At 69.5% G+C, this 25899-nt stretch carries 23 protein-coding genes, 1 tRNA gene and 4 pseudogenes; 20 read left to right on the top strand and 8 right to left on the bottom strand.

Annotation, left to right across the window (positions count from 1 at the left end; translation table 11 throughout):
• From BLR05_RS12920 to BLR05_RS27195, 3 genes and pseudogenes are all read right to left on the bottom strand, one after another.
• Window positions 1-454, bottom strand: a pseudogene (locus BLR05_RS12920) (5'-nucleotidase C-terminal domain-containing protein); the annotation flags it as partial.
• 23 nt (window positions 455-477) lie between these two features.
• The gene (locus BLR05_RS12915; protein ID WP_092834852.1) at window positions 478-1437 is read right to left on the bottom strand and encodes a LysR family transcriptional regulator; all 960 of its coding nucleotides are present in this window, start codon (window positions 1435-1437) and stop codon (window positions 478-480) included.
• A gap of 115 nt (window positions 1438-1552) precedes the next feature.
• Entirely contained in the window at window positions 1553-1783 is a 231-nt protein-coding gene (locus tag BLR05_RS27195; protein WP_152034224.1) for a hypothetical protein, read from the bottom strand.
• An 83-nt stretch (window positions 1784-1866) separates the two neighbouring features.
• Here BLR05_RS27195 and BLR05_RS12910 point away from each other — a divergent pair, with 83 nt between their 5' ends.
• Entirely contained in the window at window positions 1867-3123 is a 1257-nt protein-coding gene (locus BLR05_RS12910) for an MFS transporter (RefSeq protein ID WP_244160093.1), read from the top strand.
• A 91-nt stretch (window positions 3124-3214) separates the two neighbouring features.
• On the opposite strand, the gene BLR05_RS12905 is transcribed toward BLR05_RS12910, so the two are convergent.
• The 3 genes and pseudogenes from BLR05_RS12905 to BLR05_RS12895 form a co-directional block, all read right to left on the bottom strand.
• A tRNA-Gly gene (locus tag BLR05_RS12905) sits at window positions 3215-3288 on the bottom strand.
• Between the two features lie 94 nt (window positions 3289-3382).
• Window positions 3383-3598, bottom strand: a pseudogene (locus BLR05_RS27625) (sensor histidine kinase); the annotation flags it as partial.
• 98 nt (window positions 3599-3696) lie between these two features.
• A complete protein-coding gene (locus tag BLR05_RS12895) occupies window positions 3697-4719 on the bottom strand; it encodes a LysR family transcriptional regulator (RefSeq protein ID WP_092834851.1) in 1023 nt (340 codons plus the stop codon).
• Window positions 4720-4814: 95 nt separating this feature from the next.
• Here BLR05_RS12895 and BLR05_RS12890 point away from each other — a divergent pair, with 95 nt between their 5' ends.
• From BLR05_RS12890 to BLR05_RS12875, 4 genes are all read left to right on the top strand, one after another.
• Window positions 4815-6068, top strand: coding sequence for an MFS transporter (locus tag BLR05_RS12890; protein ID WP_092834850.1), 1254 nt, complete (start codon window positions 4815-4817; stop codon window positions 6066-6068).
• Between the two features lie 155 nt (window positions 6069-6223).
• Window positions 6224-8272: a hybrid sensor histidine kinase/response regulator gene (locus tag BLR05_RS12885; protein ID WP_225978880.1), complete on the top strand. Its 2049-nt coding sequence runs from the start codon at window positions 6224-6226 to the stop codon at window positions 8270-8272.
• 295 nt (window positions 8273-8567) lie between these two features.
• Window positions 8568-9620 carry a methionine ABC transporter ATP-binding protein gene (locus BLR05_RS12880; RefSeq protein ID WP_092834848.1) on the top strand — a complete coding sequence of 351 codons (1053 nt, stop codon included), beginning with the start codon at window positions 8568-8570 and terminating at the stop codon, window positions 9618-9620.
• A 4-nt stretch (window positions 9621-9624) separates the two neighbouring features.
• Entirely contained in the window at window positions 9625-10290 is a 666-nt protein-coding gene (locus BLR05_RS12875; protein WP_011795636.1) for a methionine ABC transporter permease, read from the top strand.
• A gap of 111 nt (window positions 10291-10401) precedes the next feature.
• Here the strand turns inward: BLR05_RS12875 and BLR05_RS27620 are convergent.
• Window positions 10402-10782, bottom strand: a pseudogene (locus tag BLR05_RS27620) (helix-turn-helix transcriptional regulator); the annotation flags it as partial.
• Between the two features lie 355 nt (window positions 10783-11137).
• On the opposite strand from BLR05_RS27620, the gene BLR05_RS12870 reads away from it, so the two are divergent.
• From BLR05_RS12870 to BLR05_RS12840, 7 genes and pseudogenes are all read left to right on the top strand, one after another.
• Complete coding sequence (locus tag BLR05_RS12870; RefSeq protein WP_244160095.1) at window positions 11138-11881, top strand: MetQ/NlpA family ABC transporter substrate-binding protein; 744 nt, start codon at window positions 11138-11140, stop codon at window positions 11879-11881.
• A 271-nt stretch (window positions 11882-12152) separates the two neighbouring features.
• Window positions 12153-12635 carry a rhodanese-like domain-containing protein gene (locus BLR05_RS12865; RefSeq protein ID WP_092834846.1) on the top strand — a complete coding sequence of 161 codons (483 nt, stop codon included), beginning with the start codon at window positions 12153-12155 and terminating at the stop codon, window positions 12633-12635.
• A gap of 24 nt (window positions 12636-12659) precedes the next feature.
• On the top strand, window positions 12660-13598 hold the full coding sequence (gene epsC, locus BLR05_RS12860; RefSeq protein ID WP_092834845.1) for a serine O-acetyltransferase EpsC: 939 nt from the start codon (window positions 12660-12662) through the stop codon (window positions 13596-13598).
• Window positions 13595-13866, top strand: a pseudogene (locus tag BLR05_RS12855) (helix-turn-helix domain-containing protein). Before epsC ends, BLR05_RS12855 begins: the two are co-directional and overlap by 4 nt.
• 69 nt (window positions 13867-13935) lie before the next feature.
• On the top strand, window positions 13936-14868 hold the full coding sequence (locus BLR05_RS12850) for a family 2A encapsulin nanocompartment shell protein (protein ID WP_053845390.1): 933 nt from the start codon (window positions 13936-13938) through the stop codon (window positions 14866-14868).
• 17 nt (window positions 14869-14885) lie between these two features.
• Window positions 14886-16817 (top strand): family 2A encapsulin nanocompartment cargo protein cysteine desulfurase, encoded by a 1932-nt coding sequence (locus BLR05_RS12845; protein WP_092834844.1) that lies wholly within the window; start codon window positions 14886-14888, stop codon window positions 16815-16817.
• 179 nt (window positions 16818-16996) lie between these two features.
• Window positions 16997-17551 carry an NADPH-dependent FMN reductase gene (locus BLR05_RS12840; protein ID WP_092834843.1) on the top strand — a complete coding sequence of 185 codons (555 nt, stop codon included), beginning with the start codon at window positions 16997-16999 and terminating at the stop codon, window positions 17549-17551.
• A 90-nt stretch (window positions 17552-17641) separates the two neighbouring features.
• Here the strand turns inward: BLR05_RS12840 and BLR05_RS12835 are convergent, their stop codons facing one another.
• Window positions 17642-18271 (bottom strand): FMN-dependent NADH-azoreductase, encoded by a 630-nt coding sequence (locus tag BLR05_RS12835; protein ID WP_092834842.1) that lies wholly within the window; start codon window positions 18269-18271, stop codon window positions 17642-17644.
• A 136-nt stretch (window positions 18272-18407) separates the two neighbouring features.
• Between BLR05_RS12835 and BLR05_RS12830 the strand changes: the two genes are divergently transcribed.
• The 8 genes from BLR05_RS12830 (at window position 18408) to BLR05_RS12795 (ending at window position 25874) form a co-directional block, all read left to right on the top strand.
• Window positions 18408-19343, top strand: coding sequence for a LysR family transcriptional regulator (locus BLR05_RS12830; RefSeq protein WP_092834871.1), 936 nt, complete (start codon window positions 18408-18410; stop codon window positions 19341-19343).
• Between the two features lie 203 nt (window positions 19344-19546).
• The gene (locus tag BLR05_RS12825; protein WP_092834841.1) at window positions 19547-20263 is read left to right on the top strand and encodes a hypothetical protein; all 717 of its coding nucleotides are present in this window, start codon (window positions 19547-19549) and stop codon (window positions 20261-20263) included.
• A 207-nt stretch (window positions 20264-20470) separates the two neighbouring features.
• Window positions 20471-21049, top strand: a complete 579-nt coding sequence (locus BLR05_RS12820) for an RBBP9/YdeN family alpha/beta hydrolase (RefSeq protein ID WP_092834840.1) — start codon at window positions 20471-20473, stop codon at window positions 21047-21049.
• Window positions 21050-21176: 127 nt separating this feature from the next.
• Window positions 21177-22190: a sulfate ABC transporter substrate-binding protein gene (locus tag BLR05_RS12815; protein ID WP_092834839.1), complete on the top strand. Its 1014-nt coding sequence runs from the start codon at window positions 21177-21179 to the stop codon at window positions 22188-22190.
• 3 nt (window positions 22191-22193) lie between these two features.
• Window positions 22194-23069, top strand: a complete 876-nt coding sequence (gene cysT, locus BLR05_RS12810; protein ID WP_092834838.1) for a sulfate ABC transporter permease subunit CysT — start codon at window positions 22194-22196, stop codon at window positions 23067-23069.
• A 130-nt stretch (window positions 23070-23199) separates the two neighbouring features.
• Window positions 23200-24141 carry a sulfate ABC transporter permease subunit CysW gene (cysW, locus tag BLR05_RS12805; RefSeq protein WP_092834837.1) on the top strand — a complete coding sequence of 314 codons (942 nt, stop codon included), beginning with the start codon at window positions 23200-23202 and terminating at the stop codon, window positions 24139-24141.
• Window positions 24142-24161: 20 nt separating this feature from the next.
• The gene (locus BLR05_RS12800) at window positions 24162-25286 is read left to right on the top strand and encodes a sulfate/molybdate ABC transporter ATP-binding protein (RefSeq protein ID WP_092834836.1); all 1125 of its coding nucleotides are present in this window, start codon (window positions 24162-24164) and stop codon (window positions 25284-25286) included.
• Between the two features lie 60 nt (window positions 25287-25346).
• Complete coding sequence (locus BLR05_RS12795; RefSeq protein WP_092834870.1) at window positions 25347-25874, top strand: disulfide bond formation protein B; 528 nt, start codon at window positions 25347-25349, stop codon at window positions 25872-25874.
• The last annotated feature ends 25 nt before the right edge of the window (window positions 25875-25899 follow it).

Genomic DNA, 25899 nt, shown 5'->3' with positions numbered 1-25899 from the left:
CCCCATCCTTCCCCTGCTTCTCGATGTAGCTGAAAAACACATCCGCATCCAGCACCCCGATATCCAGCCGCCGCGCGGCAGGCACCGCAGCCAGCGTCTTGTACCCATCCCCACCCGTGGCGTTGAAGCTCAGCACGAACAGCTTGTATGTCTTCGTGGCATTCATCGGCTCCCACGCGCCCGAGGCAGCATTGCGCACTTCGATGCCGGAGACGCGCTGGCCGGCCGCTGCAGCGGCGTTCACGTCGAAGCGCAGGCCGCCGGTGTAGGGGTATGGGCCGGTGGAGCCGCCGGTGCCGAAGACGGCTTCCAGCATGGCCTTCACTTCCGTGCCGGTCACGTCCAGGCGGAAGAGCATGTTTCCGAAGGCTAGTACCTGGATGACCTGGGCGGCCGAGGTGGTGCCCTGCAGGGGGATGCGCACGCCGCCGCCGCTTTGCAGTGAAATGTTGGCTGTAGTTGAGCCCGGTCTTTTGCCTACCCATCCCCCAACCTCCCCCTCAAAAAATCCACAAACACCCGCACCTTCGGCGACAACTGCCGGCTCGTCGGCCACACCGCCCGAAACCGTCCCGCGGGCCGTCCCTCCGGATCCGGCAGCACCTGCCGCAATGCCCCTTCCCGCAACGGCCCCTCCACCAGGAAATCCGGCATGCACCCGATCCCCAGGCCGCCCAGTGCCGCACCGCGCACGGCCTCCATGTTGTTGAACCCGAGGACCCGGCGCAAGCTGGGCAGGGGAGAAGGTGACGGAGACATCGACATCGACAGCGGTAGGGGCGGCTCTTCTGGCGACGTGGCCCCGCCGGTCCCCGGCAGCGGCCAGGGCAGCCACTGCCCTGAATTGGGATAGCGGAACGCAATGCCGTCGTGGTCCGCGAGGTCGGCCACGGTGGCCGGGGTGCCCCGCCGCGCCAAGTAGTCGGGCGATGCGCAGAGCAGGGACCGGTAGTGCCGCAGGGGCAGGCCCATGAGCCGTGAATCGGGCAGGTCGCCGCTGCGGATGGCGATGTCCACGCCTTCGCCGATCAGGTCCACGATGCGGTCGTTGAAGTCGATGTCCAGTTCCACCTCGGGGTAGCGCTCCAGGAACTCCGGCAGCCGGGGCAGGAGCAGGTGGTAGGTGACGATGGGCACGCTCACCCGCAGTCGGCCGCGCGGCGCGGCGGCCGACTGCGACACCATGGCGCGGGCGTCGTCCAGGTCGTCCAGGATGCGGCGGCAGCGTTCGTGGAACTGCCGGCCTTCCTCCGTCAGGGCGATGCGGCGGGTGCTGCGCTGGAGCAGGCGCACGCCCAGTTCCTGTTCCAGCTTCGCGACGGCCTTGCCAACGGCCGAGGCCGAGATGCCGAGCGCGCGGCCGGCCGCGACGAAGCTGCCCAGCTCCGCGGTGCGCACGAAGGCCAGGAGGGCGGAGAGGCTGGAGGAGGTGTCCATTGGGGAGATCTAAGTTACGGTGAGCGCGGGCTGGGACGCGTTGATTGCGGAATTTTCTTCCGGATTGATCGGAGGTGAGGCCTGTTTTTCATCGAATGCGGAAGTTCTATCTTCTTCACATCGGGCCTGGCACCGCTTGGTGCCGTGGCTTTCTCCTTCCCTTCTTGGCCGTTTCGCATTCCTGTGCCGCCTTCGGGCGCTCTTCCACCATGTCCCAACTGTCCTCCGACGCTCCGATCTTTTCGCCGGCTTCCCCCGGCAACCCGCCGGATCCGGACCGCGGCCGTCGCCTGCGCGTGCTCGCCTCCGTCTGCATGGCTTCGGCGACGATGCCGATGGTGTTCACGGGGCCGGCCGTGGCCCTGGGCGGCATTGCCGATGCGCTGCATGCGTCCGCCGCGTCGCTGGCCTGGGTTGACGAATGCCTTCATGCTGGCCTTCGGCAGCTGCCTGCTGGCGGCCGGGGCGCTGGCAGACCGCATCGGGCGCCGCCGGGTGTTCATGGCGGGGGCGTGGCTGTTCCTCGTGGCGTCGGCGGCGCTGCCATTCGCCGCGGGCATGGCGGTGTTCAACGCGCTGCGCGGCCTGCAGGGACTGGCGGGTGCGGCGGTGTTCGCAGGCGGTGCCGCTGCGCTGGCCCAGGAGTTCGAGGGCGATGCCCGCACCCGCGCGTTCAGCGGGCTGGGCACGGCGTTCGGCATCGGACTGGTGCTGGGGCCGGTCACCGCCGGCGCGCTGGCGGGGGCGTTCGGGTGGCGGGCGATTTTCGGGCTGGTGATGGTGGCCATGGGCGTGGCGGTGCTGCTGGGCCGGGGCGCGTTGCGGGAAACCCGGGCGCCCGCGGTGCACGCCTTCGACACGGGCGGCGCGGTGGCGTTCACGCTGGCGCTCAGCGTGCTGACCTGCGCCGTGCTGGCGGCGGCGCAGGCCGGGTGGGCCGACCCACGGGTGGTCGGCGGCCTCGCGGCGGCGGGGGGGCTGTTCGCCGTTTTCGCGCGCATCGAGCGTCGGGGCCCCGCGCCGCTGCTGGATCTGTCGCTGCTGCGCTACCGGCGCTTCCTCGGCATCCAGTTGCTGGCCGCCGCGCCGGCCTATGCCTTCGTCGTGCTGCTGGTGCTGCTGCCGATGCGTTTCGCGGGCATCGAGGGGATGGGCGCGGGGAGCGCGGGATGGATGATGGCGGCCCTGTCGGCGCCGCTGCTGGTGCTGCCGTTGGTGGCCGGGCGGCTGGCACGCCGCTGGTCGCCGGCCGTGCTGTGTGGGGTGGGCCTGCTGGCCTGCGCGGCCGGCCTGCTGTGGCTGGCCGCAGCGCGGACGGGGCTGCAGGCTTTGCCGTCGATGGTGGTGATCGGTGCGGGCATCAGCCTGCCCTGGGGATTGATGGATGGCCTTGCGGTCAGCGTGGTGCCGCCGGAGCGTGCGGGCATGGCGGCAGGGATTTTCAGCACCACGCGGGTGGCGGGGGAGGGCGTGGCGCTGGCGGTGGTGGTGGTGGGCTCCGTGCTGGCGGGGCTGATCCAGGCCCGGCTGCCCGGCGCCGCGCAGGGGCATCCGGTGGCGCAATTGCTGGGGGCGGGGCGGCTGGGGGATGCGATGGCCCTGGCGCCGGCGGTGGCCCCGCACGCGCTGGTGGAGGCTTACGAAGCGGCGTTCGCGCGGCTGGCGCAGGGGCTGGCGGGGTGGTGACGGCCGTGACGGCGCTGGCCGTGTGGGCCTGCCTGGGGCGCGGCGGCCTGCGGCAGGAGGGCAGTGCACCCGCGGAAGGGGGGAGGGAAACTGGAGCGGGTGAAGGGAATCGAACCCTCGTATGAAGCTTGGGAAGCTGCCGTTCTACCATTGAACTACACCCGCGCGTGGCGCCATTGCGGCGCACGACGGGCTGGATTCTAGCGCTACTTTCAGGTGGGCCAGTGCAGGGAGAGCACGGAGCCTCCGCCAGGCCCAGCCCGCTGCCGCCGGCGTGCTGCGGGCGGGTGGGGTCTCCGCGGTGGAAGGCCTCGAAGACCGGGGCGGCGAGTTCCTCGGTCATGCCCGGGCCCCCGTCTTCCACGCCGAGGTGGCACTGGCCGTCCGCCACGCGGGCGTGGATGCGCACCCGGCCCGGGTCGGCATGCTTGCGCACGTTCTCCAGCACTGTGGGGCTGCGGCAGATGTTCCCCATGCAGACCATGAGGATGCGCACGGGGGCGTGGTCGGCGTGGGCCATCCGCTCCCGCAGCGGGGCCACGTCAGGAAGGGGGGAGGGGGTGGTGGTGTCGCTCATCGCCGTGGTCGCAAGGATGGGCCGGATGGTGCCACGCGCCGCGCCTGCATGCCGGCGATCGACGGAATGGCTTCGCGCATCGCCTCCAGGAAGACGCGCAGGCGCGCCGGCGGGTGGCGCGTGGGCGGATAGACCAGATGCACGGGCAGGGGCTGCGCCCTCCAGCCTGGCACGACATGCACCAGCCGGCCCGCGCGCAGGTCGTCCTGCACCGCCCAGGCGGACACGAGGGCGGCGCCCAGGCCCGACAGCGCCGCGTTGCGCAGGGCATGCAGGCTGTCGGTGGCCATCCTCGGCCGGATGGCGATGGCCTGCGGTGCGGCTGCGGCATCCGGTATCGCTGCCGCGGCGGGTGCCATGGCCGGCCCTTCCTCGGGATGCAGCTCCACCTCGCGCAGGTAATACGTGCGCAGTGCCAGCCAGGGCAGGGTGCCCAGGTCCTGCGGGTGCGGCGGCGCGCCACCGTGCGCCTCCAGCAGGCCTGGCGAGGCCACTACGATGCGGGGCACCTCGGCCACGTGCGTGGCGACGACGGATGGATCCCGCACCGGCCCCACCTGGATCGCGCAGTCGATGCCCTCCGCGATGAAGTCCGGCTGGCGGTCGTGCAGCAGCCACTCCACCGACACCTCGGGATAGCGGCGCAGGAAGGCCGTCAGCGGCGCGATCAGCTGGTCCTGTCCGAACGCGTGCGGGGCCTGCACGCGCAGCAGGCCCCGGGGCGTGTCGTGCGCGCCGCGCAGGTCCGACTCCATGGCCTGCCACTGGGCCAGCAGTTCCCTGGCATGGGTGAAGCAGCGCTCGCCATCTTCGGTGAGCTTCATTCCGTGCGTGGAGCGCTGCAGCAGCCGCAGGCCCATGCCGCGCTCCAGCGCCTGGAGGCGCCGGCTGACGGTGGGCTGGGTGGTATCGAGCTGCCGTGCCGCCGCGGACAGGCTGCCGCTGTCCACGATGCGGACGAAGGTCTGCAGCAACTCGATGCGGTCGGCACCGTTCGGGGGCAGGGACGGATTGGTCATGCGTGTATCGTATATAGGATCTGCGCACCGGTGGGCTACCGCGTATCCCGAAGAGCGGGGACACTCCAGCCGTTGTTTCTCCCAGGCGTATTCCTATGACTTCCATTCATCCCGCGCATAACTCTGCCGGGCGCGCTCCGTCGGCGCCGGGTGGCGCCACGCAGCCCGCCGAGGTGCCGGCTGCGCTGGTCCTCCTGCTGGCCACCACGGCCGGCGTGAGCGTGGCGTCGCTCTACTACAGCCAGCCGATGCTCGGCGTGCTGGGCCCGGATATCCACGCAGACGGACGCTCCGTCGGCTTCGTGCCGACCCTCACGCAACTGGGCTATGCGCTCGGCATCCTGCTGCTCGCCCCGCTGGGCGACCGGTACGACCGGCGCCGCATCATCCTGGCCAAGGCGGCCATGCTCGCCGCGGCGCTGCTGGCCAGCGCTGCGGCCCCCGGCATCGCCGCGCTGCTGGCCGCCAGCCTCGCCATCGGCCTGTCCGCCACGCTCGCGCAGGACGTGGTCCCGGCGGCAGCCACCGTGGCGCCCCCGCATGCGCGCGGCAAGGTGGTGGGCACGGTGATGACTGGCCTGCTGCTGGGCATCCTGCTGTCGCGGGTGGTGAGCGGCCTGGGGGCGGCAGCGTTCGGCTGGCGCGCCGTGTACGGAGCCGCCGCCGTCGCGGTCGCGCTGCTGGGCGTGGCCGCCTGGCGCTGGCTGCCGCGCTTCGCGCCCACCACCCACCTGGGTTACGGCGCGCTGCTCGCTTCCATGGCCGGGCTGTGGCGGTCGCAGCGCCCGTTGCGTCGCGCGGCACTGGCGCAGGGGCTGCTGTCGGTCGCGTTCAGCGCTTTCTGGTCCACGCTCGCCGTGATGCTGCACAGCGAGTTCCACTGGGGCAGCGCGGCGGCGGGCGCCTTCGGCCTCGCCGGTGCGGCCGGCGCACTCGCCGCGCCCCTGGCCGGCCGGCTGGCCGACCGCCGCGGGCCCGGCCTGGTCACGCAGCTGGGGGCGGGGCTGGCCCTGGTGTCGTTCGCCTCGCTGCTGGCGGCGCAGTGGCTTCCCGGCTGGGCGCAGCTCGGCCTGCTGGTGGCCAGCGCCATCGGCTTCGATTTCGGCATCCAGGCGGCGCTGGTGGCCCACCAGACCCTCGTCTATGGCCTGGAGCCCGCAGCGCGCAGCCGCCTGAACGCCCTGCTGTTCACCGGCGTGTTCATCGGCATGGCCGCGGGCTCCGCGCTCGGCGCGCTGGCCATGGCCCGCTGGGGCTGGCCCGGCGTGGTCCTGCTGGCCACGCTGGCCTGTGCGGCAGCGCTGGCCGTGCGCATGGGCGATGCGCACGGTCGGGCCGCCCGGGCCTGAGCGCCGCCGGGCTTGGGCAGAAAGGAGGCGCAAGGCTCGGCCGTGTTCCGGTCGGCGGAACAGCCCCTCGTGCCCCTGTGGGCGCAATGGCGGTTGGTGCGGAGGGGCGCTTTGGCCATGTCATCATCGCCCCCGACATGAGTGTTCCTTCCCCCATGCATTCCGACTTTCTGCGGACCGCCGGCGAAATGAGCGAGCGGGTGCGCAGGCACGACTGGTCCTCCACGCCGCTCGGCCCCATGGAGTCGTGGCCGGAGGCGCTGCGGGTGGCGGTGCAGATGGTGCTGGCGTCGCGCTTCCCCAAGTGCCTGGCCTGGGGGCCGGAAATGGTCTCCATCTACAACGACGCCTTCCGCGTCATCCTGGGGGCCAAGCCGGAAGCGCTGGGCCGGTCTTTCTACGCTGTCTGGGCCGAGGCGTGGGAGACGATCGGCCCGCTGGCCGAGCGCGCGCTCGCCGGGGATTCCGTGTTCCTGGAAGACTTCCCGCTGGTGGTGCGCCGCCAGGGCTACGACGAGCAGGCCTACTTCACCTTCTGCTACAGCCCGGTCTGCGACGGCTCCGGCACCGTGGTGGGCTTCATGGACACGGTGGTCGAGACCACCGGCAAGTTCCTGGCCCAGCAGCGGCTGCAGGACCTGGCCGCCACGCTGGAGCAGCAGGTGGCCGACCGCACGGCGGATCGCAACCGGCTGTGGCTGCTGTCCGACGCCATGCTGGTCGTGACGCGGCTCGACGGCACCATCGCCGCCGTCAACCCTGCCTGGCAGGCCACGCTGGGCTACTCCGAGGACGAGACCATCGGCCGGCGCATCCTCACCTTCATCCACGACGACGAGGCCGTGCGCGTGCCGGGCGACGTGCAGCGCCTGGCCGAGGCCGTGCGCCACCAGGCCACGCTGCGCTTTCGCCACCGCAGCGGGGCCGACCGCTGGATCGACTGGACAGCGGTGCCCGGCGACGGCTTCGTGCAGGCCGTGGGCCGCGACGTGACCGACGAGCGCGCCCGCACCGAGGCCCTGCTGCAATCGCAGGAGCGCGTGCGGCACAGCCAGAAGATGGAGGCGATCGGGCAGCTCACGGGCGGCATCGCGCACGACTTCAACAACATGCTGCAGGGCGTGGTGCTGCCCCTGCAGCTGATCGGCCAGCGCCATGCGCGCGGCCACATGGACGACATTCCCCGCTACGTGGAGGCCGGCCTGTCGTCGGCCCGTCGCGCCGCCGCGCTCACGCAGCGGCTGCTGGCCTTCTCCCGGCGGCAGCCGCTGGACGTGCGGCCCGTCGATGTCGCCGCCTCCATCCGCAATCTCGAGCCCATGCTGGCCAATACCTGCGGCGAGAACACGCGGCTGGACATCGACGTTCCCGAAGCGCTCTGGCCGGTGCTCACCGACGTCCACCAGCTCGAAAGCGCGGTGCTCAACCTCGCCATCAACGCCCGCGACGCCATGCCCGAGGGCGGCCGGCTGCGCATCACCGCGGGCAACCTCGGCGGATCGCAGGCTTTGCCGCCGCAGGAGCGCGAGGCGCTCGGGCTGCCGCCGGGCGACCTGGTGCGCGTGCAGGTGAGCGACACGGGCCACGGCATGTCCAAGGAGGTGCTGGACCTGGCCTTCGATCCGTTCTTCACCACCAAGCCGATCGGCCAGGGCACCGGGCTGGGACTCTCGATGATCTACGGCTACATGCGCCAGTCGGGCGGCGCCGTGGCGCTGGAGAGCGAAGAAGGGCGCGGCACCTGCGTGTCGCTGTACTTCCCGCGCTCGTCCGAACGGGCCAGCGACGAGGCGCCGGCCAGCCTGGACAGCGCCGAGGCGGGCAAGCGTCCGGATTCGGTCCTGGTGGTGGAGGACGACGCCACGGTGCGCGAATTCGTCTGCGAACTGCTGCGCGACCTCGGCTTCCAGGTGATGTCGGCCCGCACGGGGGCCGAGGGCATGGCGATGCTGTCTGGCGCGATCCACTTCGACCTCCTGGTGTCGGACGTGGGGCTGCCGGGGCCCAACGGCCGGCAGGTGGCGGACTTCGCGCGCGAGCGCCTGCCCGGCATCCTGGTGCTGCTCATGACGGGCTATGCCGAGCAGGCGGCCATGGACTCCGGTTTCCTGGCCACCCACCGGATGGAACTGATCGTCAAGCCGTTCGACGCCCAGGCTCTGGTGCAGAAGGTGCTGGACATGGTGGGCGCGCCAGGCCGCTGAGCGCGTGCACCGCCGCCCGCCCGCGAAACCCCGCCGCGGCGGCGGGACGGGCCGGGTGTTGCACAATGCGTTCCCTCATAACCGCGGCGTCCTTGCATCGAACCTCTGGTTCTTTGGCATTCCGCTGCACAGGCCGTAGAGTCGCGGGTTCCGCGCCCGCTGCACCGCAGTGGTGCCGCCCACGGCGCGGTGCTCCTTTTTCTCTTCACCGTTTCCTTTTTCTCCAGAACCGATCCTGCTCCCACGCGACAGCCCCGGGCTGCCTGCCGCCGGAAAAACAAGGGATCGCATCGCCATGATCGACTTACGGGGCATCACCCAGATTTACCAGGGGCCGAGCGGGCCCGTGGAAGCCTTGCGGGGTATCGACCTGCACATCCAGCCGGGCGAAGTGTTCGGCATCATCGGGCGCAGCGGCGCGGGCAAGAGCTCGCTGGTGCGCGTCATCAACCTGCTCAACCGCCCCACGGCCGGCGAGGTGATCGTGGCGGGCCGCGACCTCACGCAGCTCGGCGACGCCGAACTGCGCGCCGCGCGCCGGGACATCGGCATGGTGTTCCAGCATTTCAACCTGCTGTCCTCGCGCACGGTGTTCGGCAATGCCGTGCTGCCCCTGGAACTGGCCGGCATGGACAAGGCGGCCATCCGCGAGCGCGTGAACCCGCTGCTCGAACTGGTGGGCCTGTCGCACCTCGCCGACCGCTACCCGGCGCAGATCAGCGGCGGGCAGAAGCAGCGCGTGGGCATCGCCCGGGCGCTGGCCAGCCGGCCGAAGGTGCTGCTCTCGGACGAGGCCACCTCGGCGCTGGATCCGGAAACCACGCGCTCCATCCTGGCCCTGCTGCGCCAGGTGAACGAAGAGCTCGGCCTGACGGTGGTGCTCATCACCCACCAGATGCAGGTCGTCAAGCAGATCGCCGACCGCGTGGCCGTGATCGATGCCGGCCGCATCGCGGAAATCGGCCCGGTGCTCGATGTGTTCACCCGGCCCCGTGAGCCCATCACCAAGAGCCTGATCGACGAGATCGTCCCGCAGGAGCTGCCCGCCAGCGTGCTCGACCACGTGCGCCACCTGGCCGCGCAACTGCCCGAGGGCGAGACGGGCGAGCTGCTGCGCCTGTCGTATTCGGGCGAGCGGGCCTACCAGCCGATCCTCTCCGGGCTGATCCGGGAGCACCGCCTGGACCTGTCCATCCTGCACGGCCAGATCGACGAGATCCAGCGCCAGACCTTCGGCTCCCTCGCGGTATATGCGAGCGGCGAGCCGCCCCGCCTGGCGGCGGCGGTGGCGCAGCTGCGCGCCCGGGGCGTGGTGGTGGACGAAGTGAAAGTCCAAGCGGGAGGCTGAGGCGATGTTCGAGAACTTTACGGAAATGATGCTGGAGCTGTTCGCCACCTCGCTGTGGGAGACGCTCGTCATGGTGGGCATCTCGGGCGTGGTCGGGGCGCTGATCGGCATTCCCCTGGGCGTATTCCTGCGCCTGACCGACCGCGGCGGGGTGCTGGAGAACGGCCCCGTCAACAAGACCGTGGGCTGGATCGTGAACGCCGTGCGATCCACGCCCTTCATCATCCTGCTGGTGGCCATCATTCCGTTCACGCGGCTGATCACCGGGTCGTCCATCGGCACCGCGGCGGCCGTGGTGCCGCTCACCATCGCTGCGGCGCCCTTCGTCGCCCGGCTGGTCGAGGCCTCGCTGCGCGAGGTGGACCCGGGCCTGATCGAGGCCGCCCAGGCCATGGGCGCGACCACCTCCCAGATCGTCTGGAAGGTGCTGCTGCCCGAGGCGCTGCCCGGCATCGTGGCGGGTCTCACCATCACCTTCGTCAGCCTGACCGGCTACTCGGCCATGGCGGGGGCCATCGGCGGCGGCGGGCTGGGCGACCTGGGCATCCGCTACGGCTACCAGCGGTTCCTGCCGGACATCATGCTGGCCGTGGTGGTCGTGCTGATCTTCTTCGTGCAGGCCGTGCAGAGCCTGGGCGACTGGGCGGTGCGCCGGCTGAGCCACCGCTGACGGAAGCGGGGCCGACGCCGGCTCCGTGCGTCGCCAGCCAGTGGGGCGGCGCGTGCGTTGCACGCCCGCCCCGCGCGGAATTCGCCCGGCGTGGGTCCCAGACGGCGACTTCTGGAAAGTTTGCCGAAACAGCCGGGCGAAATGGTGCGTGCTGTAGCCGGCCGTGCAGGCCATCTCGGCCACGGAAATGGGCTGCCCGATGTGCTGGCCGATGTAGAGCCGCAGGCGCTCCCCCTGCCCGAGCAGCCGCGGGCCGCTGGCGGGCGCTGCCTGACGTTCGTGGCCGGCGCCGTTCCCGCAGCGTCCGCGCAGATCGCTCGCCGGCGTGAGCGCGAGGGCTGCACACAGGCAGTTCCCAGCGGCATGCCCGCCAGTGCGTCTGCCTGTAGTCGCCGCAGCAGGTCGGTGACGTGCGGGTCCTGCACGCCGGTGCGTGCCGGCAACCCGTCCCGGCCCGGCGCGGGCGCGCTGTCCAGATGGAGCCAGGTGCATTCCATCGCATCGCACCGCCTGCGCACGTCGCTCACCACCGTGCCGCCGGCGCGTGCGTTCCACCGGATTCGCGCAGAGCGTGGCGGAGCAGATGGCGGGGGCATCCATGCACGCATGTGAGGAAGCCAGGCTTTGTGGAAGCTGACAGCGCCACCGCAACCGGATCAGGGTGTTCCCCGGGTGGATTTTTGAACGCGGCCGGCGGGCTTCCGGCATGAAGAAATGACAACCTGTTCTTTGGCGGAATGGAGCCGTGCAGATACGATCCGCCTTCATACATTTCGAATGGAAAGTCACTTCCGTGAACAAGCGTTTTCTGCTCCGCTCCCTCATCGCTTCGTCGATCGCCCTGCTGATGGCGCCTGGCGCCATGGCCCAGGACAAGCCCCTCAAGGTCGGCGTGACCGCCGGCCCCCACGCGCAGATCTTCGAGCAGGTCAGGAAAGTGGCCGAGAAGGACGGCCTGAAGATCCAGATCGTCGAATTCAGCGATTACGTGCAGCCCAATGCGGCGCTGTCGGCCGGTGATCTCGACGCCAACAGCTACCAGCACAAGCCCTACCTCGACGCCCAGGTGAAGGACCGCGGCTACAAGCTGGTGTCCGCGGGCTACACGGTCAACTTCCCCATCGGGCTGTACTCCAAGAAGGTGAAGAAGCTCGAAGACCTGAAGGAAGGCGCGCGCTTCGGCATTCCCAATGACCCGACCAACGGCGGCCGCGTGCTGCTGGTGCTGCAGGACAAGGGCCTCATCAAGCTCAAGGAGGGCGCCGGCCTCAAGGCCACGCCGCTGGACGTGACCTCCAATCCGAAGAAGCTCAAGTTCGTGGAACTGGACGCCGCCCAGCTCGCCCGTTCGCTGGACGACCTGGATGCCGCCGCGATCAACACCAACTTCGCGCTGTCTGCGGGACTCAATCCCAAGACCGATGCCATTGCCCAGGAAAGCGCCAAGAGCCCCTATGTGAACATCATCGCCGTGCGCGAGGTCGACAAGGACAAGCCCTGGGTGGCCAAGCTGGTGAAGGCCTACCACTCCGACGAGGTGCGCCAGTACATCGACACCCAGTTCAAGGGCGCGGTGCTCGCCGGCTGGTAAGCAGGGCCCTGGCGTGCGGCGATGGCGGCCCGTTACGGGCGCGCCATGCCGGGAAAGCCGCATGCAGCCTCGTGGGGCGCATGCGGCTTTTTCGCATGGCGGATGCCGGCTTGAGGCGGTTCCTGCCGGTGCTTTGATGGATGATTTTGTTGTGAAGTTTTAATTTTTTATTATTTTGGGTTCCGATGCGCGGACCATACAGTGGCACGACAGCGGGCGTTCGCGCCCTTTGAAAGCTGGCGTTCCACACCCCCAATTACAGGAGAATCCAATGTCATCCGCCGCCCTTGTCGATGCCGTACTGCCGCCCGAACTCGAGGACGCGCGCGAACACGCGCAGGCCACGGGGCTGCCGCACGCGGGCGGGGTCGCTCCGCCGGTGGCCTGGCGGCTGCACCAGCAGGGCCTTGCAGTGCTGGTGGACGTGCGTTCCGCCGAAGAGCGCAAATTCGTCGGCCATGTGCCCGGTTCGCTGCATGTTCCCTGGGCCACCGGAACGGCCCTTACGCGCAATCCGCGCTTCGTGCGCGAACTCGAGGCCCGGCTGGCGCCCTACGGCGGGCGCAACGCCGTGGCGCTGCTGCTGTGCCGCAGCGGCAAGCGCTCGGCCCTGGCGGCGCAGGCCGCGGCGCAGGCCGGGTTCGGCACGGTGTTCAATGTGCTCGAAGGCTTCGAGGGCGAACTGGACGCGCTGGAGCACCGCGGCGGCAGCGATGGCTGGCGCTTCCATGGCCTGCCCTGGGTGCAGGACTGACGCGGCACGCTCCGGAGACTGCCCATGGCCACTTTCGACATCGCCGGCATCGCCCGGCAGCTGCACTCTGCCCGCAGCGAATGGCGCGAAGCGCAGAACCGTGAACAGGAACCCGCCAGCCGCGAGTTCCCTTCACGCGATGCGGTGGCGCGCATCGTGGAGCAACTGAAGGGCGCGCTCTTCCCCCTGCGGCTGGGCCCGCACGACCTGCGTCCGGAAAGCGAAGACATCTTCGTCGCCCATGAGCTCGACGCGGCCCTGCAGGCGCTGCACGGGCAGGTGGTCCTCGAACTGCGCCACGGTGCCCGGCATGCCGGCGCCAGGCCCGTGGAGGAGGGCATGGAACCGGCGGCGCTGCATGCCGCGCGCGCTTTCGCCGAATCGCTGCCCGGCATCCGGCGCCTGCTGGATTCGGACGTGCTCGCCGCCTACCACGGCGACCCCGCTGCGCGCAGCGTGGACGAGGTCCTGCTCTGCTATCCCGGCGTGCTGGCCATGATCCACCACCGGCTGGCGCACGGGCTCTACGGCCTGGGCCTGCCGCTGCTGGCGCGCATGGTGTCCGAACTGGCGCACGCGCAGACGGGCATCGACATCCATCCCGGCGCGCGCATCGGCGCGGGATTCTTCATCGACCACGGCACCGGGGTGGTGATCGGCGAAACCGCCGTCATCGGCGAGCGCGTTCGCCTCTACCAGGCCGTGACGCTCGGCGCCAAGCGGTTTCCCACCGACGCCGAAGGGCGGCCGCGCAAGGGGCTGGCGCGCCATCCGGTGGTGGAGGACGACGTGGTCATCTATGCCGGTGCCACCATCCTCGGCCGCGTGACGCTCGGGCGCGGCGCGGTGATCGGCGGCAATGTGTGGGTCACCCGCGATGTGCCGGCCGGTGCGCACATCACCCAGGCGAGCGCCCGCGAGAGCGCTTCCGCGCACGAGCCGGCGGGCAGGGGGGACGCATGACCGGGCATTTCGTCAGGAGCTTCGGCATCGCGGTACGGCAGACGCGCATGTCGCTGGGCTGGTCGCAGGAGCGGCTCGCCGAGCGCTCCGACCTGGACCGGTCCTATGTGGGCGAGATAGAGCGGGGCACGGTCGTCGCGTCGCTGGCCACCGTCTCCAAGCTCGCGCAATCGCTGGCCGTGCCGGCCTCCACGCTGATTCTGCGGGGCGAGGCGGTCGCCAGCGCACGGCCCGGGCACGAGGCCGATTGACGGCTATAGCCTGTTGAGCCCGACAGTGCCGGCCGGGACACTCCAGGGGTTTTCCATCACTGGCACGAACCACGGGAGTCTCAGACATGTCGGCAACACTGGGCGGCACCACCGCACTCGGCGACAACGCAGCACGGCAACTGGCCAACGCCACCAAGACCGCGCCGCAGCTTTCCACCATCAGCCCGCGCTGGCTCACCCACCTGCTGCAGTGGGTGCCGGTCGAGGCAGGCATCTACCGCCTCAACCGCGTCCGCAACCCTGAATCCATCAAGGTGACGTGCACCGCGAAGGAGGAGGAGAACCAGCTTCCCCGCACCTTCGTCGATTACGAGGAGCATCCGCGCGAGTTCTTCCTGAACGCGGTCTCCACCGTGCTCGACGTGCACACGCGCATCTCGGATCTCTACAGCAGCCCGCACGACCAGGTGAAGGAACAGCTTCGCCTGACGATCGAAACCATCAAGGAGAACCAGGAAAGCGAGCTGATCAACAACCCGGACTACGGCCTGCTGGCCCAGGTGGCGGAAGAGCAGCGCATCTTCCCGCTCACGGGTGCGCCGACGCCGGACGACCTCGACGAGCTGCTCACCAAGGTCTGGAAAGAGCCTGCCTTCTTCCTGACCCATCCGCTCGCCATCGCCGCCTTCGGCCGCGAGGCCACGCGCCGCGGCACGCCGCCGCCCACGGTGAGCCTGTTCGGCTCGCAGTTCATCACCTGGCGCGGCATCCCGCTGATCCCGTCGGACAAGGTGCCCGTTGCGGACGGCAAGAGCAAGATCCTGCTGCTGCGTGTGGGCGAACGCCGCCAGGGCGTGGTCGGCCTGTTCCAGCCGGGCCTGCCCGGCGAGCAGAGCCCCGGGCTCTCGGTGCGCTTCATGGGCATCAACAACCACGCGATCGCCTCCTACCTGATCTCGCTCTACTGCTCGCTCGCGGTGCTCACGCCCGACGCACTGGCCGTGCTCGACGACGTGGAGGTGAACCGCTACCACGACTATCCGGACACCTACAAGTGAGCGGCGGAGGCGCACCGATGGCGATCCCTTCCCCTTCGACTTCCCTCCTGCCCGGCGTGGCCGACGGGGCGCCGCCGCCGTTGGACGCCGCGCAGCTGGCCCGCATGGCCAACGCGCTTTTCAGCGCGCTGCCCGGGCAGGAGCCACCGGCCGCGGTGCCGGGCGTGCAGGCGCCGGTGAACGTGGCACCCGCGGGCTCTCCCCTGGCCAGCCCCGCCGGGCTGGCGCCGGGCGTGCCCGGAACCTTCCTGCCGCAGGGACTGGTGCCCGGCGGCAACCTGCTGCCGGCTTCGCCGACGCCGCTGGCGTCGCTGGCCCACCGCGCGCCGGCCCTGGTGCCCCATGCCCAGGCGGGCAACGGGGTGCCGGACCATGCGTTCGCCGCCGTTCCCGCCTATGAGCCGCGCGCCGGCAGCGCGCTGACCGGTGTCGCACCGGTGGGCGAGCCCGCCGCGAGGTCCGCGGCGGCATCGCCGTACTACTTCAGCGATTTCACCCACCCGGGCTCCGCCGGCGCCTCCGGGCAGGGGCTGGACGCGCTGTCCCGCCTTCCGTTCGCCGTACCCGACGTTCCGCAAGCTGCCCCGGCATCCGCTGCCCGGGAAGCGGTGCCCTCGTCCGAGCCGCGCTTCTACTTCGTGGATGCGGTCACGCTCCCCGACGGCTACGTGACGCCGGCGCATCCGTCCCGGCACGCAGCGCCGGCCGTGCCCGGGGCCTCCACCGGCGGCGGTGGCTTCGACGTGCATGCGGTGCGGCGCGATTTTCCGATCCTTTCCGAGCGCGTGAACGGCCGCCCGCTGGCCTGGCTGGACAACGCCGCCACCACGCACAAGCCGCGCGCGGTGATCGAGCGCATCAGCCACTTCTACGAGCACGAGAATTCCAACATCCACCGCGCCGCGCATGAGCTGGCCGCCCGCGCCACGGACGCCTACGAAGGTGCGCGCGAACGCGTGCGGCGCTTCCTGAATGCGCCGGACGTGAACGAGGTCATCTTCGTGCGTGGCACCACCGAGGCCATCAACCTCGTGGCCAAGAGCTGGGGCGAACGGCACGTGGGCGAGGGCGACGAGATCATCGTCAGCCACCTCGAACACCATGCCAACATCGTTCCATGGCAGCAGCTCGCGGCCGACAAGGGCGCGAAACTGCGCGTGATCCCCGTGGACGACAGCGGCCAGGTCCGCCTGGACGAGTATCAGAAGCTGCTGAACAGCCGCACGAAGATCGTCGCGGTCACGCAGGTGTCCAACGCGCTCGGCACCGTGGTGCCCGTCAGGCAGATCGTGGAGATGGCCCACCGCGCGGGCGCCCGCGCGCTGGTGGACGGCGCGCAGTCCGTCTCGCACATGCGCGTGGACGTGCAGGACATCGGCGCAGACTTCTTCGTCTTCTCCGGCCACAAGGTCTTCGGCCCCACCGGCATCGGAGCGCTGTGGGGCCGGCGGGAGGTGCTGGAGGAGATGCCGCCCTGGCAGGGCGGGGGCAACATGATCGCCGACGTCACCTTCGAGAAGACGGTCTACCAGCCCCTGCCCAACACCTTCGAGGCGGGCACCGGCAACATCGCGGACGCCGTGGGCCTGGGCGCGGCCATCGACTACGTCGGGCGCATCGGCATCGAGGCGATCGCGCGCTACGAGCACGAGCTGCTGGAGTACGGCATGCGCGCGCTGGGCGGCGTGCGCGGCGTGCGCCTCATCGGCACCGCCGCCGACAAGGCGAGTGTGATGTCGTTCGTGCTGGCGGGGCACACGACCGCCGAGGTGGGCGATGCGCTCAACCGGGAAGGCATCGCTGTGCGCACGGGCCACCATTGCGCGCAGCCCATCCTGCGCCGCTTCGGCGTGGAGGCCACCGTGCGGCCCTCGCTGGCGTTCTACAACACCTTCGAGGAGATCGACCGCCTGGTCGGCGTGGTGGAGCGCCTGGCCGCCCGGCGCTGAGGGCGCCGACGCGGGTCAGGCCGGCCGGCGGGCGGCGGAAGCCGGCGCTGATGCCCCGTGAATGCGCGCTTGCCTGACAGGCGCGCCTGCCATGGGGCGTGATGATGCAAACCGTCGCGCTCGCCGATGGCACAGCGCGCGCCCGTTTCCGTCGCTATTCCCTATCTCAAGGAGTTTCCATGAGCCAATACACCATCGCCGTCCTCGTGGGCAGCCTGCGCAAGGATTCGTTCAACCGCCGCATGGCCGATGCGCTGGCCGGGCTGGCACCGCCCGATTTCACACTCACCCAGGTGCGCATCGACGACCTGCCGCTCTACAACCAGGACGACGACGGCCACCAGAGCGAATCCGTGCTGCGGCTGAAGTCCGAGATATCCAGGGCCCAGGGCCTGCTGTTCGTCACCCCCGAGTACAACCGTTCCATTCCCGGCGTACTCAAGAACGCCATCGACCATGCGTCGCGCCCCTACGGGCAGAGCGTCTGGGGCGGCAAGCCGGCGGGCGTGATAGGTGTCTCCGTCGGCGCCATCGGCACCGCGCTCGCACAGCAGCACCTGCGCAATGTGCTGGCCTACCTCGACGTTCCCACGCTCGGCCAGCCCGAAGCCTTCATCCAGGCCAAGGATGGCCTGTTCGCCGACGATGGGAGCATCGGCGAGTCGAGCCGGCAGTTCATCCAGACCTGGATGGACAAATATGCGGCCTGGGTGCGCCGCCACGCGCAGGCCTGACGCAAGTGAGTGCCTCGTCCGTGCCGCTGCGTTGCCTGGCGGCGGTGTCTGCCGGTGGCGCATTTTCGCCGGCAGGCCGAGGCGCAGTGGTCAGGCCGCTTCAGCCAGGGCGGCGGCATGCGTCCGGATGTCGGCATCGGCGCTCGCGAGCGCCTGGGTGCGAGCGTCCGGGCCCATGGCCACGCCTTCGGCCCGCACGAAGCGCACATCGGTAATGCCGAAGAAGCCGAACACCGTCTGCAGGTAGCTTTCCTGGTGTTCCAGCGCCCGGCCGGCATCGCTCGTGGAATACACGCCGCCGCGCGACGACACGACGATCACCGTCTTGCCTTTCGCCAGGCCTTCGGGACCGCTGGCTCCGTAGCGGAACGTGCGTCCGGGCTGGGCGATGCGGTCGATCCACGCCTTGAGCTGCGTAGGGATGCCGAAGTTGTAGAAGGGTGCGCCGACCACGACCACGTCGGCCGCGAGGAACTGGCTCACCAGCGATTCGGACACGGCGTTTTCGGCCAGTTGCGACGCGCTGAGCCCGTCGGTCTGACCCGTGCGGGGAGCCATGGCATCCATGGTGAAGTGGCCCGGGGCCTGCGCCACCAGATCGAGGTACTGCACCTTGGTACCGGGATGGACGTCCACCCAGGCCTCCACCGTCTTGGCGGTCAGTTGGCGCGAAACGGATGCGTTGCCGGTGATGGCGGAATCGATGTGCAGCAGTTGCATGGAATTTCTCCTGGGGTCGAGGAAAGCCACGTCATGTGGCGTTGATTGAATTGTGTGGCGTGGTGGATGCATTGATAAGTCGGAGCAATTACGATAGATCGTTCCATCCATGAGACGATGATCAGGAGCTATGGCCATGCAAGACCTGAACGACATGCTGTATTTCGCCGAGGTGGTGGAGCGGGGTGGCTTTGCCGCCGCAGGCCGGGCACTCGGCATTCCGAAATCCCGGCTGTCACGGCGCGTGTCCGACCTGGAGACGCAACTGGGTGTGCGCCTGCTGCAGCGCACCACCCGCAAGCTGTCGCTCACGGAGATCGGCGAGTCCTACCTGCGCCACTGCCAGGCGGTGCGGGAGGCCGCGCAGGCCGCCTCCGATGCGGTGGCCGAGGTCCAGACGGAGCCGCGCGGCACGGTGCGCGTGAGCTGCCCGGTCACGCTCGCCCAGACGGTGCTGGGCGAACTGATGCCGATCTTTTTGGAGCGCCATCCCCAGGTCCGGGTGGAGATGCAGATCACCAACCGGGCCGTCGATCTGGTGGAGGAGGGCGTGGACGTGGCGCTGCGCGTGCGTCCCAACCTGGACGACAGCGGCAGCATGGTCGTCAAGCGGCTGGACGACGTCCGGCAGGTGCTGGTCGCCAGTCCGGCCCTGCTGGCCCGCCAGGGCACGCCGGCTACCCTGGCCGAGCTGACGCGGATGGACAGCATGGTGATGTCCGCCATGGACGGCCGCGCCAGCCTGCGCCTGGTCGGGCCGGACGGCCGCGAGGAGGTGGTGCAGCTCAACCCGCGCTACGTGGCGGACGACCTGCTCACCCTCAAGTTCGCCGCGATCGCCGGCACCGGCCTGTGCTGGCTCCCCGACTACATGTGCCAGGCCGAACTGGGCGAGGGACGCCTGGTCCGCATCCTGCCCGAATGGTCCACTCCGCGCGGCGTCGTGCATGCGGTGTTCCCCTCGCGCCGCGGCCTGGCTCCGGCCGTGCGGCGCTTTCTCGACTTCCTGGGAGAGACCGTTCCCGGGCACAACGAAGTGGTCTGCCGGCGCGGCGGTACGCGGACCGCCTGACTCCTGCAAGCGTTGCATTACACAGGCTTTACACGCTTGCCGTACACTGGGCTGTAACTGACGAGTCACTTTCTGGACTCTCAGGTAAGTCACTTACGCGCAGCGGTATCCCCGGTATCGGGGCCGCGGAGTCTGCAGGCCCCGCCGCACGCGTGCCCATGCCCCTGCCACGCAGGGCCTTCCTGCCAGCCCATCGCCCGCCCATGCACACCGCTGCTTCCTCCTCCCCGGTGACGTTCCACGTTCCCCCGCAATCCGTCCGGTGGCGCCGGCTCTGGCTGGCCCTGATGCTGCTGGGCCTGGCGCTCAGCGGGGCCGCCGCGGCCATCCTCCCCGTTTCCGCCGGCTGGGAGAACGGCCTGCTGGAAGATGTCCAGGTGGTGGTGCTGCTGGCGGGTGCCTGCATGGCCTTGCTGGCCGCCCGCGGGTACATCGCCGGGCGCCCCCTGGGCCTGGCGGCGAAGGGGCTCGCGATGGCCTCGGCGCCCATCTGGTGCCTGTTGGCGGCCCGCGAACTCAGCTGGGGCGCCGCGTTGTTGCCGCCGATCGGCTTTTCCGCGGAGGGGCCGGTCTATTCGTCCTCGGTGCTCTGGTACAAGCCCGCGGTGGCGCCGCTGGCGCTCCTCGTACTCGCATGGTGCGCCTGGATGCTCGTGCGCTCGCGGGTTCTGCGCGCGGTTCCCGCTTTGCTGCGCTCCCCTCAGTTCGCATGGGCCGAACTGGCCATCCTGCTGCTGGCCGCCACGCTCAGCACCTATGCCGAAGGGCATCTGGGCATTCCGGTGCCAAGCTTCTTGCAGGGCCGCGCGGTGGTCGTGGAGGAGTGGGCGGAGCTGTTCGCCTACCTCGCCCTGGTTGCTGCCCAATGGCAGATCTTCGTGCTGCTGCGCCACGCGGCTGACCGCCGCGAGGGCGATTGAATAGATGAGATATTCATAAATTCAGAACCAGATATTCGTTTGGGTTTTATAACTGTCCGCCCAGAATCGTTCCATTCGTGCATGCAAAGGAGCGATGCCCATGGCTGCAGCAGTCCCCCACAGCGAACCTCCGTGTAGGCAGCATCCCTGCCATCTTTTTCTGGCGGCCTTGGCCACACACGCATTTCCCCTCGCACGGAGGCGGCCATGACCGTCACCGGCCGCACCGTCATCGTGGTGCCGGGCTGGCGGGATTCCGGTCCCGGCCATTGGCAGACGCTCTGGGCGGACCGCCTGCCCGGGGCACGCAGGGTCGTGCAGGACGACTGGATCACGCCGACGCGCGAAGCGTGGGTACGGACCCTGGAGCGCACCGTGCTGGAGGCGCCCGATCCGGTGATCCTCGTCGCACACAGCCTGGGCTGCATTGCATCGGCGCACATGGGTGCGCAGGCCCAGTCCCGCGTGGCGGGCGCCCTGCTGGTAGCGCCCGCCGACCCCGAGCGCCGGGCCGTGCTCAGCGATTTCGCTCCCGTGCCATACGCGCCGCTTCCCTATCGCAGCATCCTGGTGGCCAGCAGCAACGATCCCTACTGTCCCATCCGCCTGGCCGGTGCCTATGCGCGGGCCTGGGGCAGCGAATTCGTCCGCCTGCAGCAGGCGGGGCATATCAATGTGGATTCCGGGTACGGCGAGTGGCCGCTCGGCTGGGCCTTGCTGCATTCCCTGGCGGAAGACCTGGCCTGGGGGGCCGGCGGGGTGGAGCCGGTGCGCTCTGCAGCCTGACGCACCGGTGCTCTTCAGTGGTGCTTTATGCGCCATGCTGATTAATTAACAAGAATCTATTCTTTTGAGTTGGAAGCAGGGACGTTCACAATAGGTTGCATTCACAGACAACCTGGGTGACGCACACATGAATTCCCGGACGAGACTCAAGACCCTGCTGGTCGCCCTGGCCCTCGCCGCCACCGCAGGCGTGGCTTCCGCGCAGACGGCCACGCTGCTCAACGTTTCCTACGATGTCGCCCGGGAGTTCTACAAGGACTACAACCAGGCCTTCGTCTCCCACTACAAGAAGACCACCGGCAAGGACGTGCGCATCGACCAGGCGCACGGCGGCTCCAGCGCGCAGGCCCGCGCGGTGAACGACGGCCTCGCCGCCGACGTGGTCACCTTCAACACCACCACCGACATCGACTTCCTCGCGGACAATGGCGTGGTGGCCAAGGACTGGGCGAAGAAATTCCCCAACGACGCCTCGCCCACCACCTCCACCATGCTCTTCCTGGTGCGCAAGGGCAACCCCAAGAACATCAAGGACTGGGACGACCTGGTGAAGCCGGGCGTGCAGGTCGTGGTGGTGAACCCCAAGACGGGCGGCAACGGCCGCTATGCCTACCTGGCGGCCTGGGGTGCCGTGCGGGAGAAGGGCGGAACCGATGCCCAGGCGGCGGAGTTCGTGGGCAAGCTCTACAAGAACGTGCCGGTGCTGGGCAAGGGCGGGCGCGACGCGACCAGCATCTTCCTGCAGCGCAACACGGGCGACGTGCTCATCACGTTCGAGTCCGAGGTGCTGTCCATCGAGCGCGAGTTCGGCAAGGGCAAGGTCGATGCCGTCTATCCGTCGGTGAGCGTGGTCGCCGAGAACCCGGTGGCCGTGGTGGAGCGCACCGTGGCCAAGAAGGGGACGGCCGACCTCGCCAAGGCCTACCTGGACTACCTGTATTCCGACGAAGGCCAGGAGATCGCGGCCCAGCACGCCCTGCGCCCGCGCTCCGAAGCCGTGCTGAAGAAGCACGCCGACGTCTTCAAGCCGGTCAAGCAGTTCACTGTCGCCAAGTACTTCGGATCGCTGGGCGAAGCGCAGAAGGTGCACTTCAACGACGGCGGCCAGTTCGACAAGCTCTACACCCCCGGCGGTCGCTGATCCATGGGCGCGGCCATCTCCTCCCCGGGCGCCCGGGCGCCCGCGACCGGCCGTGCCCGGAGCGGCGGCGCCCGCCGCGTGCTGCCCGGCTTCGGGCTCACGCTGGGCTACACGCTCTTCTATCTGAGCATCATCGTGCTCATCCCGCTCTCGGCGCTGGTCTTCAAGACCTTCACGTTGACCTGGGACCAGTTCTGGACGGCCATCAGCGCGCCCCGCGTGCTGGCGTCCTACCGGCTCACCTTCGGTGCCTCCTTCCTGGCTGCGCTGGTCAATCTCGTGCTCGGCCTGCTGATCGCCTGGGTGCTGGTGCGTTACCGGTTCCCCGGCAAGAAGATCGTCGATGCCCTGGTCGATCTGCCGTTCGCGCTGCCGACGGCCGTGGCGGGCATCTCGCTCACCGCGCTGCTGGCCGGCAACGGCTGGGTGGGGCAGTACCTGGAGCCCCTGGGCATCCAGCTCGCGTTCAAGCCCGCCGGCGTCGTCATCGCCCTGATCTTCATCGGCCTGCCCTTCGTGGTCCGCACCGTGCAGCCCGTGCTGGAGGATGCCGAGAAGGAACTCGAGGAGGCCGCGACCAGCCTGGGCGCGACCCGGTGGCAGATCTTCACCAAGGTCATCCTGCCCTCCATCACGCCCGCGCTGCTCACCGGCTTCGCCATGGCGTTCGCGCGCGCGGTGGGCGAATACGGCTCGGTGATCTTCATCGCCGGCAACATGCCCATGGTGTCCGAGATCACGCCCCTCATCATCATCGGCAAGCTGGAGCAGTACGACTATGCGGGTGCCACGGCGGTGGCGGTGGTGATGCTGGTCATCTCCTTCGCGCTGCTTTTCGTCATCAACGCGCTGCAGGCCTGGCAGCGCAAGAGCCAGTGATGTCTCCCCTGAGTCGCTTCGCGCCTTCCCACCAAGGGGGACGCAGCCAGTGGCCGGACAAATCCCGTTCCACGGCTGTCCTGGCCTGTGCCGTGCCTGCAACGGGTGCCGTGCGCTTTGGAGATTGCCCATGAACAACCATCCGACACGCGTTGTCCGCCGTGCCCAGGCCGGCACCACCGAAGCCCCCTGGGTCCGCTGGACGCTGATCGGGGTCGCGCTGGCCTTTCTGCTGCTGTTCCTCGTGCTGCCGCTCGCGGCCGTGTTCACCGAGGCGTTGCGCAAGGGTGTCGGCGCCTACCTGGATGCGCTGCGCGAGCCCGATGCCTGGTCCGCCATCCGCCTCACGCTCATCACGGCCGCCATCGCGGTGCCGCTCAACCTCGTCTTCGGCGTGGCGGCGGCCTGGGCCATCGCCAAGTACGAGTTCCGCGGCAAGGCCTTCCTCACCACGCTGGTGGACCTGCCGTTCTCCGTATCGCCCGTCGTGGCCGGGCTGGTGTACGTGCTGCTGTTCGGGGCCAACGGCTGGCTGGGCCCGTGGCTGGCCGCGCACGACATCAAGATCATCTTCGCGGTGCCGGGCATCGTGCTGGCGACCGTATTCGTCACGTTCCCCTTCATTGCGCGCGAACTCATTCCCCTGATGCAGGCCCAGGGCAGCGACGAGGAGCAGGCCGCGATCGTGCTGGGCGCGAGCGGCTGGCAGACCTTCTGGCACGTGACACTGCCCAACATCAAGTGGGGGCTGCTGTACGGCGTGATCCTGTGCAATGCGCGCGCCATGGGCGAATTCGGCGCCGTGTCGGTCGTCTCGGGGCACATCCGCGGGCAGACCAACACCATCCCGCTGCACGTCGAGATTCTCTACAACGAATACCAGTCCGTCGCGGCCTTCGCGGCGGCCTCGCTGCTGGCCCTTCTGGCGCTGGTCACCCTGGTGATCAAGACCTTCGCAGAGTGGCGCAGCGACCAGGAGCGCAAGGCCGCCGCCCAGCTTCCGCCCGAGCGCCCCGTTTCCACGCCCAGGGCGCCCATCGCGCCGGCCGCTTCCGCCACGACGACCCGCTGATCCAGGACCGGGAGACACACATGAGCATCGAAATCCGCAACATCAGCAAGCAGTTCGGCGACTTCCAGGCCCTGCGGGACGTGAGCCTGGACATCCAGTCCGGCGAACTCATCGCACTGCTCGGGCCTTCCGGCTGCGGCAAGACCACGCTGCTGCGCATCATCGCTGGGCTGGAGACGCCCGACACCGGCAGCATCCACTTCTCCGGGGAAGACACCACCGACGTGCACGTCCGGGACCGCGGCGTTGGGTTCGTGTTTCAGCACTACGCGCTGTTCCGCCACATGACGGTGTTCGAGAACGTGGCATTCGGCCTGCGCGTGAAGCCGCGCTCCGAGCGCCCGTCCGAGGCGCAGATCCGCCAGAAGGTGACGGACCTGCTCAAGCTCGTGCAGCTCGACTGGCTGGCCGACCGCCATCCGTCGCAGCTGTCCGGCGGGCAGCGCCAGCGCATCGCCCTGGCGCGCGCGCTTGCCGTCGAGCCCAAGGTGCTGCTGCTGGACGAGCCCTTCGGCGCACTCGACGCGAAGGTGCGCAAGGAACTGCGCCGCTGGCTGCGCCGCCTGCACGACGAACTGCACGTGACCTCGATCTTCGTCACGCACGACCAGGAGGAGGCCCTGGAGGTGGCCGACCGCGTGGTGGTCATCAACCAGGGCCGCATCGAGCAGAGCGGCTCCCCCCAGGAGGTCTGGGACCAGCCGGCAAGCCCCTTCGTCTATGGCTTCCTGGGCGACGTGAACCTGTTCCGCGGCCGCGCGCACGAGGGCCTGGTGCACGTGGAGGGCATGGCCATCGATTCGCCCGAGCATGCCTCCGCCCAGAATGCCGCCGCCTTCGCCTATGTGCGCCCCCACGACCTGGACGTGGAGCGCTACTCGCCGGGGCAGGGCGTGGGCGCAGACGGCCGCCCCCGCGGCATCGTGGCGCAGCTGTCCCGCGCCATCGTGGTCGGCCCGATCGCACGCCTGGAACTTATCCCGGATACCGATCACAAATCAGCGGACAATGCGGAGCCCGAGGCCCTGATCGAAGCGCAGATACCGGCGCAGCAGTTCCGGGAGGCGGGTTTCAGGGAGGGCGAAACGCTGGTGGTGACGCCGCGCCGCGCCCGCGTTTTTCTGGACCACGCCGCGGGCATCTGACGTGCTGCATCCTTGCCGGGTGCCGCTTTCGGCGCCCGGGTTTTCAAGGACAAGGATTCCATGGTTTCGAACTGGTTGGATGCCGCACCGCGCCGCGTGCTGGCCCTCATCTCCGCGGCCTGCATCGCGATGCTCGCCTTCGGCATGTACCTGCAGCACGTGGTCGGCCTCGAGCCGTGCCCGATGTGCATCGTCCAGCGCTACGCGCTGATCGGCGTGGCGGTGTTCACGGGCCTGGGCAGCCTGCGCGGCGGCCGCGGCTGGTGGATGACCTGGGGCGTGCTGGCGCTGCTGCTGTCCGGATTCGGCGCCTTCGTGGCGGCACGCCAGAGCTGGCTGCAGTGGTATCCACCCGAGATCGCCACCTGCGGACGCGACTTCTACGGGATGATCGAGAACTTTCCGATCAGCCGCGCCATTCCCATGATCTTCCGCGGCTCCGGCGATTGCGCCGCCATCGACTGGACCTTCCTGGGCGGCAGCATCGCGAACTGGTCCTTCGTCTGCTTCGTCGTGATGGCCCTGGTGCTTCTGGCGATGCTGGTGCGTGCTCCGCGCCGCAGCCGCGGCGGTTTTTCCGCAGCCTGAGCTTCTCCGGGCCGCTGAATCCTGC

The organism is Paracidovorax cattleyae (assembly GCF_900104515.1).
Lineage (GTDB): Bacteria > Pseudomonadota > Gammaproteobacteria > Burkholderiales > Burkholderiaceae_C > Paracidovorax > Paracidovorax cattleyae.
Note: the sequence above shows the minus strand (reverse complement) of the source record. Positions and strands in the feature narration are given on the sequence as shown.